The following is a 16,183-nucleotide window of genomic DNA, read 5'->3' as shown; positions in this document are numbered from 1 at the left end:
TGCACTAACACCGGTTCCGGTGCCAGCTATAAAACTAACGTTTAACCTTTAGCTAGTCAAACACAAACACTATATAACATATGTCAGCGAATACTCCTGAAAATAGAAGCAACCGCAAATTATTGATCGGAGGCCTCTTGGTGGTGCTTATCAGCATTAACGGCATTCTGATTTACATGAACTATCAGAAAAAAGAGAAAACAGAGGAGCAAGCCGAAATCATCAACGTAAAGAACAGCGAGCTGGAGAACCAGATCAAGATTTACGAGGCACTGAAAGCTGATTTTGAACGCCAGAGCCAGGAGCTGCAGTCGATGGGGCTGGAGAACGACTCCCTCGAAACGAAAATTGCCGCCATCACAGCCGACCTGGACGAACTGCGCGGTTTCAGAAAAAGAAGCTATAGCCTGGCCGACCAGCGCCGCTTCCGTGACAGAGCCACCGCTTTTGAGCAGCAGCTTAAGGAAAAAGACGCCCAGATCGCCAGCCTTAAGCAGGATAACGAGGTGCTCTTCACTGAGAACACAGACCTTAAAACCACGCAAACCCGCCTGGCCGACAGCCTGACCACTATGCAGTCCACCAACGAGGTGCTGAACGAGAAAGTGCGGATGGCTTCCAGGCTGGAAGCGAAGAACCTGAACGTGAACATTATTAACCAGCGCGGCAAAGAGAAGGAAGACGACGACAATGAGTACCGTGCCAAGCGCGTAGACAAGCTGCGTGTGGACTTTAAGCTTGCCAAAAATGATGTTGCCAAGAAAGAGCCGAAAACTGTTTACATGCGCCTGATTGAGCCGGACGGCGCCGCGCTCTACAACCTGACCACCGGTTCAGGAACGTTCCAGATCGACGGAGAAGACATGTACTATACCGCCAAGCGCGACTTCGTTTATGACAATACGCAGCAGCCGCTCAGCTTCACCTACGACAAAAACGCAGCCTACAAGAAAGGGCAGCACACCGTAGAGCTTTATGCAGATGGCTTCCTGATCGGGAAAACGACTTTTGTACTGAAGTAGCATTCGGTTCAGCCAAGGATACAGAAAAGCCCCTGCCGAAAACGGCAGGGGCTTTTTATTTTTAACGGCCGAGCCTGAATTGTAAAAGGCATGCTCCGCATAACACAAAAGCTTACCGGGCAGTGCATAAAAAAAGCCCTTACCTGCGGTAAAGGCTTTAGTCCATCGTTCACATATATTTACTCTAACGTATTTATTAGAATATATTATTCTACAAACATCTTTCGGTCCTGAATTACTTTAAAACTCTCTACCATCTTCACCGACTCATGCACGTCTTCGGTGAAGATAGCTATAAAGGAACCGGGCTCGGCATGCTCCAGGGCAAAGGCAATGGCCCGCATTTCCTCCGGAATCTGGTGCACGGCCTTTTCTGGCGCGGCGTCTTCTATCCCTTGTAGCACCGGTCCCATAATCTCGTCTGCTGTCTTGCCGCGCAGGTCTGAGTCCAGCCTCACGATTACCTCATCAAAGATCTGCCCGGCCACCTGCCCGATCTCATAGAAGTCCTCCGGCCTGCGGTCTCCGACAGCGGCGACGATGCCGACCTTCTTCGTCGCCTCCAGGGCATCCATGTACTCGCCGATGGCTTTCAGGCCGCCAACGTTATGCGCGTAGTCCACCAGTACCTCAAAATTCGGAAACTTAAACAGGTTCATACGGCCTGGCGTCTTACTCGGTGACGGGATGAAGGTGCGCAGCGACGTTTTGATATCCTCCACCTCAAAATGAGAGATATAGCCTGCCAGCGTCGCAGCCAGGATGTTTTCGATGTTGAACTTCGCTTTTCCACCGAACGTGAGCGGCACATCGGCCACACGGTCAATCCTGATTTTGTAGCTGTTCTTGAAGATCGAGATGTAGCCGTTCTCATAGACTGCGGCCAGCCCACCCTTGGCAATGTGCTTCAGAATGCGCGGGTTGTTTTCGTCCATACTAAAGAATGCCACCTTGCAGCTTACATCCTCCGCCATGGCATACACCAGGTCATCATCTGCGTTAAGCACGGCATACCCGTCTTTGCTGACACTTTTCGGGATAACGGCTTTGACTTTGGCCAGGTCTTCCAGTGTATAGATATCGCGCAAACCAAGGTGGTCGGAGCTTACGTTGGTCACGATGCCAATGTCGCACTGCTCAAAGCCAAGCCCGGCGCGCAGGAGGCCTCCCCGGGCGCATTCGAGCACGGCAAAGTTCACGGTTGGGTCCTTCAGCACAAATTCAGCGCTGTAGCTACCAGTTGTATCGCCCTTTTCCAGCAGCTTATCCTGGATGTATATTCCCTCTGTGGTGGTATAGCCTACCTGATAACCCTTGTGCTTAACCATATGCGCAATAAGCCTTGTGGTCGTTGTTTTACCGTTTGTCCCCGTTACGGCAATAATCGGCACCCGTGCAGGCTTACCGTGAGGGAAGAGCATGTCTATTACCGGCTCAGCCACGTTGCGCGGTAATCCAAAGGTCGGCGAGATATGCATCCGGAAGCCCGGTGCAGCGTTCACCTCCAAAACCGCCCCACGGGTTTCGTTCAGCGGAATGGCAATATCAGAGGTCATTACATCAATACCGCACACATCCAGCCCGATCAGGCCGGCAATGCGCTCAGCCATCAATATGTTATAGGGGTCCACCAGGTCTGTGACGTCTGTAGCCGTACCACCGGTACTTATGTTGGCCGTGCTCTTCAGGTAGAGCACCTCCCCTACCGGCAAAACCGACTTGGTGGTCAGGTTAAGGCTTTTGAGTATGTTCTTGGTGTGTTTGTCGATCTTTATCCTGGTGAGCACCTTCTCATGGCCGATACCGCGCCGTGGGTCCCTGTTCTCTCGGTCGATGAGCTGCTTGATGGTAGAGGTGCCGTCGCCGGTAACCATGGCGGGTGTGCGCTTCGCGGCTGCCACAAACTTCCCGTTGATCACCAGCAGCCTAAAGTCGAAGCCTTGGATATACTGCTCCACCATAACCAGCTGGGAGTGCTTCCGGGCCTCTGTAAAGCCTTTGTGCGCATCTTTCGCATTCGTGATATTGATCGTGGCTCCTTTGCCGTGGTTGCCATCCAGAGGCTTAATAACGATAGGATAGCCTAACCAGCTGATCGCACGCTTCAGCTCTTCCTGCGAACTGACGGTGGTGCCGCGCGGCACAGGAATGCCCGCCTCTTCGAGGATGTCCTTTGTGGCGTTTTTGTCACCTGCTATCTCCACAGAGAAACAGGCGGTCTTACAGGTCATGGTGGCCTGGATGCGCTTCTGGTTCACACCGTAGCCCAGTTGTATCAGCGAGTGGCGATTCAGGCGAATGTACGGAATGCCTCTGCTCACGGCTTCGGATACGATGGAATAGGTGCTCGGGCCAAAATACTCGTCCTCCCGGATGTCGTGCAGGCGGGTAATGTCTTCGCTCAGTCTGTACTTTTCCCCGCTTACCAAGGCGCGCGTAATCCGCACAGCGGCGTAGGCGGCGTACTCCCCCGCACGCTCCTCCTGGTAAGAGTACACCACCGTCATGTGGTCTTCTTCGTGGGCGGGATAGCAGCGGCCGTAGCCACTCTCCATCCCGGCCAGTGTCTGTAGCTCCAGCGCTACGTGCTGCACCACGTGCCCAAAGGTTGTGCCTTCGGCTACGGCGTTAAAAAAGCCGCCCTCGACGCCCTCTGCCGCCCTGTGGCGCTGCATTCCCGGGAACATCTTTTTTAAGCGGGACAGAAAGTGAGGGACTTCGTTCGTATACTTCTGGCTCAGTTCTTCCAGGGCCAGCTTGATAACAATAAGCTTGGGGTGCTTTACTGACCAGTAATTTGGTCCGCGCATCACGCGCAAATCTATGATTTTCATGAGTTTGGATTCGCTGAATGGGCTTTATCTCTTATACAGGCTTTAACAGCCATAGTCATGTGTTAGGGGTTGGTCTCCACGCTGGTGTTGTTACCTTCAAACGGTACAATTCTGCTATATAGGCTTTTGTCTATTCAATAGGTTTATTGGCCGTTTCAGCGGGAATCGGCTTTTCTTTAAAGGCAACCGGTACCCCACTGGGTTTAGGAGATTACGGATTTTAGTGCCAAAAGATTAAGCGCAGGCAATAATTTTAAACAGCATGAAAAGTGCTGTACTGCTGAGGGCAGATGAAGGAAGGGAAAGGGCTGAAAACAAAAAACCCCGCTAAAAATTTAGCGGGGTTTTGAGGTAACGAGCGGATTCGAACCGCTGTAGCAGCTTTTGCAGAGCTGAGCCTAGCCACTCGGCCACGTTACCGTGTTGCTTGATTGGAGTGCAAATATACGTAGAGAAATATACTTGTCAAATTTTAACGCGTTATTTTTTGCGTATGATTCCCTCAGGGGCAGCTATACCTTGTGGGCCAACAGGTTATATATTCATTTTTTTTCGCTCCTCTACTGTCATTTGCCTTTACAGCATTAAAAAGAGAGAACCTCTCCTCCTCAGTAACTTTACGTAATAGTTTTCGTGCGTCTATCCCTACACTACTTTAAAAAACTTTCGCGATATTCTTCTAGCCTACTAGTATAGCATTGTGCTCACATGTGCAGTGAAAGCCACTGTCGCGTCAAGTCAATGGGCCAGCCTCATGAGCAAAAACAAAAAAGCCCCGGATTGCTCCGGGGCTTTTCGTTGTATAACAAGCTTAAAGATTAATTAAGCGTTGTTCTCTTCTTCAGAAACTTCGCCTTCGTTAGAGTCTTTTGACTTTTTAGCCGCAGCCTCTAATTTCTTAACACCAGCTTCTTTCTCGTTCTCCAGCATTTGCTCTTTCAGGGCAGAAAGTGCGTCCAGGTCACCCAGTGTAGAGCGATCTGCCTCTTTCTGTACTTTAGGAGCTCTTGCTTCTTTCTTCTCACCTGCTGGCGCAGCTTTCTTCGTAGCTTTAGCCGCTCTTGGAGATGGCTCTACTTCAGTGTGCGTTGCAGTATGAGAAAGGATGATCTTACGATCTTCTTTAGAGAACTCAGTTACTCTGAAGTCCAGCGTTTCGCCAGCCTCTACCTGAGAACCGTCTTCTTTCGTCAAACCTTTAGGGAATGAGAAGCCTTCGATGCCGTAAGGCAGCTCAAGCACGGCGCCTCTGTCTGATTTCTCCAGAACTGTAGCTTTGTGTACAGAACCGATGTTGAATACAGACTCGAACGTATCCCAAGGGTTCTCCTCCAGCTGCTTGTGGCCCAGTGCCAGTCTTCTGTTAGGAACGTCCAGCTCCAGAACAACTACATCCAGGTTTTCACCAACTTTAACGAACTCAGATGGGTGCTTGATCTTCTTAGTCCAAGACAGGTCAGATACGTGTACCAGGCCATCAACACCTTCTTCCAGTTCCAGGAACAGGCCGAAGTTTGTCAGGTTACGAACGATACCAGTGTGTTTCGTACCGATAGCGTATTTCGTCAACACGTCCTCTTTTGTCCACGGGTCTTCAGTAAGCTGCTTAATGCCCAGAGACATTTTGCGCTCCTGACGGTCCAGTGTCAGAACTACTGCCTCAACCTCGTCGCCTTGCTTGATGAAGTCCTGTGGGTTGCGCAGGTGCTGTGACCATGACATTTCAGAAACGTGGATCAGACCTTCAACACCTGGCATCAGTTCCAGGAATGCGCCGTAGTCAGCCACGTTAACGATTTTGCCTTTAACTCTAGAGCCAACCTCAATCTCAGCAGGAAGTGCATCCCACGGATGTGGTGTAAGTTGCTTCATGCCCAGAGAGATACGCTTCTTGTCTTCGTCGAAGTCAAGAACAACGATGTTAACTTTCTGGTCAAGCTGCAATACTTCCTCTGGGTGGTTGATACGGCCCCAAGAAATATCTGTGATGTGAAGCAGACCGTCTACGCCACCAAGGTCGATGAACACACCGAAGTTTGTCATGTTCTTGATAACGCCTTCCAGAACCTGACCTTTTTCCAGGTTGTTCAGGATAGCGGCACGCTGCTGCTCCAGGTCTTTCTCGATAAGTACTTTGTGAGATACAACCACGTTGTCGAAAGCGGCGTTGATTTTCACAACTTTCACTTCCATTTTCTTGCCTACGAACACGTCGAAGTCGCGGATCGGCTTCACGTCGATCTGTGAACCTGGCAAGAAGGCCTCCACACCATGGATATCCATGATAAGACCACCTTTGGTTCTTCTCTTAACCACACCCTCCAGAACGTTGTCGTTCTCAAGCGCGTCGTAAATTCTAGCCCAGGCGCTAACGATTTTCGCCTTCTTGCGAGACAAGATAAGCTGACCGTTTGGATCTTCCTGGTCTTCGATAAATACTTCCACCTGATCGCCTGGCTTCAGGTCCGGCATGTCTCTGAACTCAGAGATAGACACAAGGCCATCAGATTTGAAACCGATGTTCAGGATTACGTCACGATCAGTAACACCAACAACAGTTCCGGTAACAACCTCCTGCTCCTGTACAGTAGTCAGGGTGTCGTCATACATTTTTTCCATTTCGGCTTTCTCAGCTTTGCTGTAGCCAGCACCGAAACCCTGAGACTCAAACTTGTCCCAGTCGAAATTTTCTGGAGAATTACTCATATTGATTTTGCTGCTCTTGGGTAGCCACCGGCTTAGAGCAATGTGGCCGGTTTGGTTTAGTTATACATACCCTGGCACCTGCCCGGGCTCACTCATTCGAATGAACCGCAAAATTAATAAAATAATTCGAGAAACACCATATCTCCTGTATTTTATAACTCTCTTTTGGTAAGCAGGTTGAGGAAATAAGCCGAAGCGCCGGAGAACTTAGTGGCGTGCACTTACCACCTAAAAGCGCTTTCGCCCCGGCTGGCTGTTAGCTGCACTGCTTTGCACGGGCACTACCAACACGTACCGGGCGGCCCTGAAGCTGAAAGCAGAAGCTTGTGTCTCCAGCCCTTACGCCATTCCCACGACACTCCTTTGGCGGGTAAACACCCGGTTAAGCCAGGGCAAGAAACAGCGGGCTCCTTGGCAGCCATTTGATGCATGGCACTCCCTGCCAAAAGCCCAGCAATGCAAATCAGCACATAAACTAATACTGCAAGCAAAGGCAACTTAACCGATTGTTTATAAACAAGCTACATTAACACAGCTAACGCATTTAGCACAGTTTTAATCCAGTTAGTTTTCCACCCCCAGGTATACTTTCCAGTCGCTGTTTTTATGATTGAGGTGAAGCTGCAGAAAGGTTTGGAGCGACGGACGCGTAGGCTTGCGCAGGAGTTTCAGCCCGGCCTCTTCTGGGGTGCGGTCCCCCTTGCGGGCGTTGCAGCGGGAGCAGGCCGTAACGAGGTTCTGCCACTTGGTCTGCCCTCCCCTACAGCGCGGCAGCAGATGGTCCAGGGTAAGGTTTTTAACGGCGCCGCAGTACTGGCAGGCATAGCCGTCGCGCCGCATAACGTTGTGCCGGCTCAGGGCAATACCGTAGTAAGGCACGCGCACATAGCGCTGCAAACGGATAACGGAGGGGACCGGATACACTGCACTTATGGAGTGCAGGAACTCGCCATCGGATTTAGTGACCATCTCTGCTTTGTCGAGGTAGACCAGCAGAAAAGCTTTCTGCACAGAGCAGACAGCAATGGCACTGAAATCCTGGTTCAGGATGAGGACTTTCTCTTTCATAGCCAATTTCTGGACGTACGCATAGCTTTTACGGATTTAACCGCCACTATATAGCGTAAGTTCAAAGAAATCAGCAGGTTTTACAGAGAAATTCTCTTGATAATGCGGAGGGTATGGGAGTAGCGTTTACGCCCGGCGTTGTAAATTCCGTTGTGGTCCAGCGTATCGATGCGCACCTCGCCGTGGGCATGCATAATTTTCTGGCCCTCCAGCACGATGCCGACATGTATGATGCGCCCCTCATCGTTTGAGAAATACGCCAGGTCGCCGGGCTGCGCCTGTGTCACGAAGTGCACTTCCTCGCCGTGCGTTACCTGCTGGTAGGCATCGCGGGGCAGCTGATACCCGCAGATGCCGAACACCTGCTGCGTAAAGCCAGAGCAATCGATGCCGAGAATCGATTTGCCGCCCCACAAGTAAGGCGCTTTGAGAAAGAGGCGGGCCACCTCCAGCACCTGCGCCTGCGAGGCTGTTGCTGCAGTATCAGAGGCAGTGCCGCGGAAAGGATACTGCTCTTCATTTACCCGTATACTCTCACCGTCGAAAAAAGGGAGGTAGCTGCCCAACCCGATTGGCACAGGGGCATCGGCACAGCTAACGAACTGCAGCAGCTCCATGGCCCGCGGGTGCTTTGCCTGCTTCCACTCCTTGTAGTAGGCGGCAGAAACCGGAGTATGCTGTTTAAAGTCAATCCAGCCACGGTACCCGTCTGCAGCTAATTCCAGCTGCAGCCAGTTATCCTCACGCCCCACCACCTCGTAGCACTCGCCAAAGACCAGTTGCGTTACAATTTCAGCCTTATCCGAAGTACCGGCGCGCATCGGCACCACACTCAGCATACCTATTCCGTATTCCACGCTATTTAATTTTTGAATGGGTGAATGTGTGATTGAGTGAAGTATAGCTGAGTATGTGATGAGTTGATCGTGGTCTAAGTATAAACCTTCTGCTTCTTCGAGATATCAGAGCCAGAATTCATACTTGTACTCCCTCATCCACTCAACCCCTCATTCACAATTATCTTTAGTATCCGCTACGAGCCATCTCGCGCTTCACATCCTTCTCTTTAATATCCTGTCGCTTGTCGTACAGCTTCTTACCACGCGCCAGTGCAACCTCAACTTTAGCAAAGCCGCGGTCGTTTACAAAGATGCGGGTCGGTATAATCGTAACACCTTGCTCCTCGGCTCCCTTCTCCAGCTTGCGCAACTCGCTCTTGTTGAGCAACAGCTTTCGGGCACGCATGGGCTCGTGGTTGTAGTGGGTTCCCTCGGTATAGGTAGAGATGTGTACATTGTGCAGCCACAGCTCCCCGTTCGTAAACACACAGTAACCGTCCTGCATATTCACTTTGCCCTCGCGTATCGATTTGATCTCGGTCCCCTTCAGCATCACACCGGCGGTATACTTGTCGATGAACTGGTACTCGAAAGAGGCCTTGCGGTTAACGATGTTTACGTGCTTCTTTATTCTGTCTTTATCTTTCGCCATTTATACTTGCTTCGGCGCCAAAATTTTGGCTAGTTTTTCTTTTTTCAAAATTTTCTGCCCGGTTTCTCCATCGGCCACCAAGCGCTCTCCCACACGGGCCCTGTAACTACAGATCACCTCATGCCCCTCATGCTTCTGCAGGGTGGCTATAAACTCCACTTCCTCCCCTTCAAAAGCGGGGGCTTTGTGGTTGATCGTCAGGAAGGTGCCTATCCCCTCTTCATCCGCACCTTTTATGTCTAGCACAAACAGCCTCCCGGCCCACTCCGCAGCCTGTGCCAGTGCAAACGTGGAGCAAACGGCATGCACCAACCCGTCGTCGAAACGCGCAAAGTCTGCCGCCGTTACCTGCTTTACGTATACTCTGGTGTCTCCGGGTTTTATCATGGCTGCTCGGGTTTTAATTTTCTGCAATTGTCATCCCAAAAGCATCAGCATTAACCGGGGCTCCTCCACGCTGCCGGCACCAGTACCGCAGGTCCTGAACGAACCTTTATCCGGGATGCTTTACTAAAACTTTAGCCTCGGCTCAGGGCTAACGTACTGCGTTGCAAAGTCGCCCTTAAGGTACTGGTAGTGAGCGGCAATGGCAATCATACCTGCATTATCGGTACAATACTGAAAGGCAGGGATATACACATTCCAGTTGTACTTCTCGGCATATTGCTGCAGCGTTTGCCGCAGGCCGGAGTTAGCCGATACGCCACCTGCGATGGCCACCTCCTTAACGCCCAGGTCATTCGAGGCTTTCACTAACTTCTTCAGCAGTGTTTTGATGAGCGTTTTCTGTACGCTGGCACAAATGTCGGCGATGTTTTCCTCTACAAAGCTGGGGTTCTCCTTTGTTTTATCGCGCAGGAAGTACAGCACAGAGGTTTTAATGCCGCTGAACGAGTAGTTATACTCCGGCATGTTGCCCACCGGGAACTCAAAGGCATCCGGGTTGCCCTGTGCGGCCATTTTATCCAGCATCGGCCCTCCCGGGTACGGCAGCCCCAGCATTTTGGCCGTCTTGTCGAAGGCCTCTCCCACGGCATCATCCGTCGTTTGCCCGATGATTTCCATCGTAAGATGGTCCTTAACCAGAACAATTTGTGTGTGACCACCGCTAACAGTTAAACATAGGAACGGAAATTGCGGTGTGGGTTCATCGATGAAGTGAGCCAGGATGTGCGCCTGCATGTGGTTGACCTCGATGAGAGGGATACCCAACCCCAGTGCAAAGGACTTGGCAAAGGAGCAGCCGACGAGCAGCGCTCCCAGCAGGCCGGGCCCGCGTGTAAAGGCAACTGCATTTAGCTCACTTTTTTCTACATTTGCCTTGAGCAGAGCCTGCGTAACCACCGGTATGATATTTTGCTGGTGCGCTCTGGAGGCTAGCTCTGGCACAACACCGCCGTATTGCTCGTGTACAGCCTGTGTATTGACAATATTCGACAACACCTTTCCCCCACGGATGACCGCGGCGGAGGTTTCGTCGCAAGAGGATTCTATCGCTAAGATTGTAGGTTCAGTCATTTTTGGAAAAAGAACAGTCAACAAATTACTTCAAAGTTATAGGAAAAGCTATTCTAAAAATAGTTTTGGGGCTGTTCCTGTTTCTTTTACTGCTGTTTGCCGCCGTTTTTGTTGCCATCCGCTTCCCAGCGGTGCAAACAAAGGTAGCGCAACGAGTGGCAACCTACCTATCTGAAGCCACCAAACATGAAGTAACCATTGGGCGGGTGGATATTGAGTTCTTCAGCAACGTCGTGCTGGAGCGGCTGCAGGTGCAGGACAACCGGAACAAGGAGTTGTTCTACATCGGCCGTGCAGAGGCGGAGATCGACGCTTTCTCCATCTTTAACCTGAACACGCTGACGATAAGCAGCCTTGAGCTGCAGGAGCCCCGGGCTAACCTGGTGCAGTACGCCGGCAGCGACACCTTAAACCTCAGCAGCTTTTTCAATGCCCTTGGTGATCTCTTCGTGAAGGACACCACCAAGCCTGCCGAGCCGTTCAACTTCCAGTTGGGTGAGCTGATCATCAAAGACGGGCAGTTTACCTACGACGACTTTAACGACCCGCGCACAGACTTTGGCATGGACTACAGCCACCTCTCCATCACCGGGCTTAACGGCAGGTTTAATGAGATACAGTTGGAGGACACGATCAGCGTGAGTGTGATGGACCTGCAGGCGGTGGAGACGCGCTCCAACACGCGGCTCCACAACCTGGACACCCGCATGACCTATGCCGCAACCTTTTGGGAGTGGGACGCCCTGGACCTGCAGATAAACAAAAGTAACCTGCAGCACTACGTACGCTTCGACTATAACACCTTCAGCAACTTCACAGAGTTTATAGACAGTGTCACGATGACAGCCGACCTGCAGCACTCCAAAGTGTACTCGCAGGACATTGCTGTGTTTGCCCCCCAGCTGCGCGAGTATAACGAGAACCTGCAGGTAAACTCCCTCAACCTGAAGGGCAAGGTGAAAGACTTTGCCGCCACGGACGTGGACCTGGCCTATGGAGAGCACACGCACATTGTTGGCAGCGTTTCCGCCGACGGCTTACCAAACGCAGAAGAAACCTTCGCCAACCTGCGCCTGAAGCCCTCCACCATCAATGCCCGCGACATCAAGCAGTTCCTGCCTCAGGAGGCGTATGAGATTGCCGCCCGCCTGGGCACCGTGAAACTCGAAGGCAGGTTTCTGGGCTTTTACAACGACTTTGTTGCCAACGGCGACTTTGCGACAGCACTGGGCAACCTAAAATCTGACATCAACCTAAAAATAGACGACAACACCCGCACCTCTTCTTACAGCGGCTTTGTAACCACAAGGGGCTTTAACCTGGGCCGCCTGCTGGCTATCGAGGACCAGGTGAAGACGATCTCGATGAGCGGCCGCCTCGAAGGTTCCGGCTTTACCCTGAGCAGCGCCAACGTGAAGGCAAACGTTAATGTGGAGCAGCTGCAGCTAATGGGCTATAACTACCAGAACATCAAAGCGGACGGCATCCTTAACAGGCAGGTTTTCACTGGGGAAGTATCCATCAACGACCCAAACCTTATTTTTACGGCAAACGGCGAGGTGAACCTGGCGGAGCAGCGGAAGGCTTTTAACATGGTGGCAGACCTGGAGCGCGTAGACCTGCAGGCGCTTCAGCTGACCCAGGAGCCGCTTATTATCAGTGCAGAGGCGAACCTGAACTTTAAGGGCCTCAAGCTTGACGAGTTCGAGGGAACCGCCCAGTTCGACAGTGCGTACGTCAGCTACCAGGGGAACCGCCTGCCGCTGGACTCCGTGCTGATTCGCTCGGATATCACGGAGAACGAGCGAAGCCTGTACTTGTCGTCTGACCTGCTGGCGCTGCGCGTAAACGGCAACTTTGACTACACGACCCTTATTGCCGACCTGCAGGCGCTGGTTCAGGAGTACAAGCTAAACTTCGAAAGCGACCCTGCCGCTACTGCAGCCTACTACAGCCGTAAGCCAAACACAGCTGTAAATGACTACGCCGTAACCTACAGCATGCAGCTAAAGCACGCGAACCCTCTCCTCGACCTGTTTCTCCCGGAGCTGAGCATTTCGGATTCCGCCACCGTGGAGGGCTCCTTCCGCCACAGCAGCACGGCCATACTGGAGCTTTACGCAGCGATAGACACGATCCAATACCAGGACTATGCGCTCTATGGCAACGCCATTGAACTGAACACCTCAAAGCTACAGCAAAACCCCGATGTGCTGGCATCCGCCCTGTTTACCTCGCAGCGGCAGGAACTGCCAAGCGCCGGCAACACCCAAGACTTTTTTGTGGAGGGCATCTGGAGCGAGCGCACCATACAGTTTGCGACCAGCCTGCGGCAGCCGGAGCAAAACAACCGCGCCCTGATTACCGGTGACCTGAACTTCCTTCAGAACCAGGTGCAGGTCGTGTTCGATGAGTCAAACATCACGCTGCAGCAGAACCCCTGGGCCTTTGTGCCGGGCAACACCATCTATATAAGCGAGGGAGGGCAACAGCTGGAGTTCGAGAACTTTGCGCTCGTTAACCAGAACCAGGTGATTCGGGCGGAAGGAACGGTATCCCGGGACCCGGACAGCAGGCTGGTGCTGAACGTGGAGAACTTTAACCTCAACAACCTGAACCCGCTGCTCTCCATGAAGATTGCCGGAGAGGTAACGGCGGAGCTGGTGGCGCAGGACATCTACAACAACGCCAAGGTAAGCGGCGCCATGCAGGTTGACTCCTTTTACCTGGACCAGGTGTACATCGGCAACATCGCTGGCAAAACCGACTGGAGCAAGGCACGCGCCCAGGCGACGGTAGACGTGGGTATCGAGCGCAACAACATGAAGGTCCTTTCGCTCTCCGGCAACTATTACCCGCAGGCAGAGGAAGAGCAGCTGGACCTGCTGGCCGTAATGGACAAGGCCAACCTGAAACTGGTAGAACCGGTGTTGCGCGGGCTTTTCTCTAACCTGGACGGCGACATGGAGGGGCGTATCCGGGTACTGGGCAGCCTCGATTACCCTGTGCTGAAAGGATCGGTCATGGTTTCAAACGGACAGTTCACCTTTGACTACCTGAACACCACCTATCGCTTCAGCGACCGCATCTACTTCGGGCCAAACAGCATCAGCTTCCGCAATGCCCAGCTACAGGACCTCTATGGCAACAAAGCCACCGTGAGCGGAGGTATCGCCCACGACGGGTTCCAGAACATGGTGATCGACCTGGAGGCGCGCTACCGCAACTTTATGGTGCTGAACACCACCGAGGAGCAAAACGAGCTCTTTTACGGCACTGCCTTTGCCACAGGCACAGCCAGCGTATTGGGCCCCGCTGAGAACCTGCAGGTGAACGTAGACGCCCGCAGCGAGGAGAACACGCGCATCGTACTACCCCTGGACTACCAGACGACGGTATCGCGCAAAGACTTTATCAAGTTTGTGAACCACAACAACCGCGACAGCACGGGGGTGGAAGTGGCCGTGGAGGATGAAAAGGTAGACCTCTCGGGCATCAACCTCGACTTTAACCTCGATGTAACCGACGACGCCTATTTCGAAATCATCATCGACCGCACCACCGGCGACGTGATCCGCGGCTCCGGCAACGGCGACATCCAGATGACGATCGACACCCGGGGCGACTTTAACATGTATGGCACCTTTGAGATTACGCAGGGCGCTTATAACCTGAACCTGCTGGAGGGCCTGGTAACCCGGGAGTTTAAGGTAGTACCCGGCGGCACCATTACCTGGAACGGCGATCCAACGGCGGGCATAATGGATATTACCGCCCACTACACCCAAATGGCGTCTTTTGACCGCCTCGTGCAGACAGAGATTTCCGGGCGCTACCCGGTAACGGCTGTCATTGAGTTGGAGGGTCCGCTCCTGGCACCGCAGATACAGCTGGGGCTAAGTTTTGACCAGCTCCCCCAGCAGGTTCAGACACAGATGTACTCCCTCATCAACTCCATCAAGAGTGATGAGAGCGAGCTGAACCGGCAGGTGTTCAGCCTCCTGGTGCTGCAGCGCCTCTCGCCACAGGGTACGCTGGCCTTTGACAGCAGCGTGGGTGCCGGGGCCGTTGGCGGCAGCCTGGGCAGCTTGTTGTCCGGCCAGCTCAACAACCTGTTTAACAGCATCGACAGCAACCTGGAGATAGACATTGGCCTTGGCAACATCGGCCAGGACGCGCTGGCATCGCTGCAGGTGCGCCTGAGCTATTCCTTCTTCCAGGGCCGGCTACGGGTAACGAACGAAACGGGCTTTGGCAACACGGCAGAAAATGCGCAGGGCAACTCCTACGTCGGCGACTGGCTGCTGGATTACTACATTTCGCAGTCGGGCGAGCTGCGTGCGCGGCTTGAGTACAACTCCACGCCAAACATTTACACGGGCCGCATCACCCAGAGCCAAAGTATAAGTGTGCTCCATACCAAGCGCTTTGACAACCTCCGGGAGCTTTTCGGCAGCGAAAAGCGGGAGCGCCGCCGGCAGCGGCTGGAGATGGAGCGCGAACGCATCATCCTTGACTCCGACCCGCGCCTTGAACTATAAAGTACAGCCCGCCCTTCACCGGCGGGCTTTTTTCGTGCCTTTGGGTTTACCGCCTGCACATTTGTTAAATATATTTCTAATTTTGTGATGGAAGGTATAAGGTATGGCAACGAAAGTAAAACACGTTAAGAAGAAAAAACTAGGCAGCTATCCGCATCTCATGGTGGTGTTCAGCATTACGGTGGCCCTCTTTGTCATCGGCCTGTTTGGCTTACTGTTGATACACGCAGGCAAGCTGTCGGAGAAGGTGAAGGAGAGCATCGAAATGCAGGTGTACCTGGACCGTAACCTGACACAGGTGCAACTGGTGCGCCTAAAGAAAACCTTTGCCGCCAAGGAGTACGTTGCCTATCAAAACGACACGGCCCAGGTGCGCTACATCTCCAAAGAGGAAGGCGCCAAAGCCTTCCTGGATGAGACAGGCGAAGACTTCATGGCCTTTCTGGGGGAGAACCCCCTGCGCGACGCCTACACCCTTCGCATAGACGCCGACCACTCCAGCTCCGCCATGCTTAAAAGTATAAAGCTGGACCTGGAGGAAATTGACGGGGTGCACGAGGTGCAGTACGTGGAGAGCCTGATCGAGTCCATCAACGCCAACATTCAGAAAATCAGTATCATCCTGATCGGCTTTGCCGCCATACTGGTGCTGGTGGTTACCATCCTGATCAACAACACGATTAAGCTTGCGTTATATTCCCAGCGCTTTTTAATAAGAAGTATGCAATTAGTGGGAGCAACTTCGTTCTTTATCCAGCGCCCGTTCCTGAACCGTGCTGCCTGGCAAGGCGTGGTGAGCGGCATCCTGGCTTCGGTGCTGCTGTTTGTGCTCATGCAGTATGCCTACACAGAAATTACCGAGTTGCAGCTGCTGCGCAACGATGAGCAAACGTACATTCTGATGGGCGCGCTGGTGGTGATTGGCCTTATCATCGGCTTCCTGAGCTCTTACCGCTCCGTGCGCAAGTACCTGCGCATGTCTTTAGACGAACTTTACTAAAAC

The 16,183-nt window shown here is 52.7% G+C and carries 10 protein-coding genes and 1 tRNA gene; 3 read left to right on the top strand and 8 right to left on the bottom strand.

Annotated elements, in window-relative coordinates; all coding sequences use genetic code 11:
• Positions 1–80: 80 nt before the first annotated feature.
• Positions 81–1,022: a hypothetical protein gene (locus CA264_RS04720; protein ID WP_025605042.1), complete on the top strand. Its 942-nt coding sequence runs from the start codon at positions 81–83 to the stop codon at positions 1,020–1,022.
• A gap of 206 nt (positions 1,023–1,228) precedes the next feature.
• Here the strand turns inward: CA264_RS04720 and cphA are convergent, their stop codons facing one another.
• From cphA to tsaD, 8 genes are all read right to left on the bottom strand, one after another.
• Positions 1,229–3,856: a cyanophycin synthetase gene (cphA, locus tag CA264_RS04715; protein ID WP_025605039.1), complete on the bottom strand. Its 2,628-nt coding sequence runs from the start codon at positions 3,854–3,856 to the stop codon at positions 1,229–1,231.
• A 349-nt stretch (positions 3,857–4,205) separates the two neighbouring features.
• A tRNA-Cys gene (locus tag CA264_RS04710) sits at positions 4,206–4,276 on the bottom strand.
• A gap of 402 nt (positions 4,277–4,678) precedes the next feature.
• Positions 4,679–6,562 carry a 30S ribosomal protein S1 gene (gene rpsA, locus CA264_RS04705; protein ID WP_025605037.1) on the bottom strand — a complete coding sequence of 628 codons (1,884 nt, stop codon included), beginning with the start codon at positions 6,560–6,562 and terminating at the stop codon, positions 4,679–4,681.
• A gap of 564 nt (positions 6,563–7,126) precedes the next feature.
• Positions 7,127–7,630, bottom strand: a complete 504-nt coding sequence (locus tag CA264_RS04700) for an HNH endonuclease (RefSeq protein WP_025605035.1) — start codon at positions 7,628–7,630, stop codon at positions 7,127–7,129.
• 80 nt (positions 7,631–7,710) lie between these two features.
• On the bottom strand, positions 7,711–8,487 hold the full coding sequence (locus CA264_RS04695; protein ID WP_025605033.1) for a C40 family peptidase: 777 nt from the start codon (positions 8,485–8,487) through the stop codon (positions 7,711–7,713).
• A gap of 166 nt (positions 8,488–8,653) precedes the next feature.
• Positions 8,654–9,121, bottom strand: coding sequence for an SsrA-binding protein SmpB (gene smpB / locus CA264_RS04690; protein ID WP_025605031.1), 468 nt, complete (start codon positions 9,119–9,121; stop codon positions 8,654–8,656).
• The gene (locus CA264_RS04685) at positions 9,122–9,508 is read right to left on the bottom strand and encodes a thioesterase family protein (RefSeq protein ID WP_025605029.1); all 387 of its coding nucleotides are present in this window, start codon (positions 9,506–9,508) and stop codon (positions 9,122–9,124) included.
• 123 nt (positions 9,509–9,631) lie between these two features.
• Positions 9,632–10,639 carry a tRNA (adenosine(37)-N6)-threonylcarbamoyltransferase complex transferase subunit TsaD gene (tsaD, locus tag CA264_RS04680; protein ID WP_025605027.1) on the bottom strand — a complete coding sequence of 336 codons (1,008 nt, stop codon included), beginning with the start codon at positions 10,637–10,639 and terminating at the stop codon, positions 9,632–9,634.
• Positions 10,640–10,641: 2 nt separating this feature from the next.
• On the opposite strand from tsaD, the gene CA264_RS04675 reads away from it, so the two are divergent.
• Positions 10,642–15,180, top strand: a complete 4,539-nt coding sequence (locus tag CA264_RS04675) for a translocation/assembly module TamB domain-containing protein (protein ID WP_119570419.1) — start codon at positions 10,642–10,644, stop codon at positions 15,178–15,180.
• Positions 15,181–15,283: 103 nt separating this feature from the next.
• Positions 15,284–16,180 carry a cell division protein FtsX gene (locus CA264_RS04670; RefSeq protein ID WP_025605023.1) on the top strand — a complete coding sequence of 299 codons (897 nt, stop codon included), beginning with the start codon at positions 15,284–15,286 and terminating at the stop codon, positions 16,178–16,180.
• The last annotated feature ends 3 nt before the right edge of the window (positions 16,181–16,183 follow it).

The organism is Pontibacter actiniarum, assembly GCF_003585765.1.
Taxonomy (GTDB): Bacteria; Bacteroidota; Bacteroidia; order Cytophagales; family Hymenobacteraceae; genus Pontibacter; species Pontibacter actiniarum.
The sequence above is the reverse complement of the archived record's forward strand: the minus strand, read 5'-3'. Positions and strand labels throughout refer to the sequence as shown.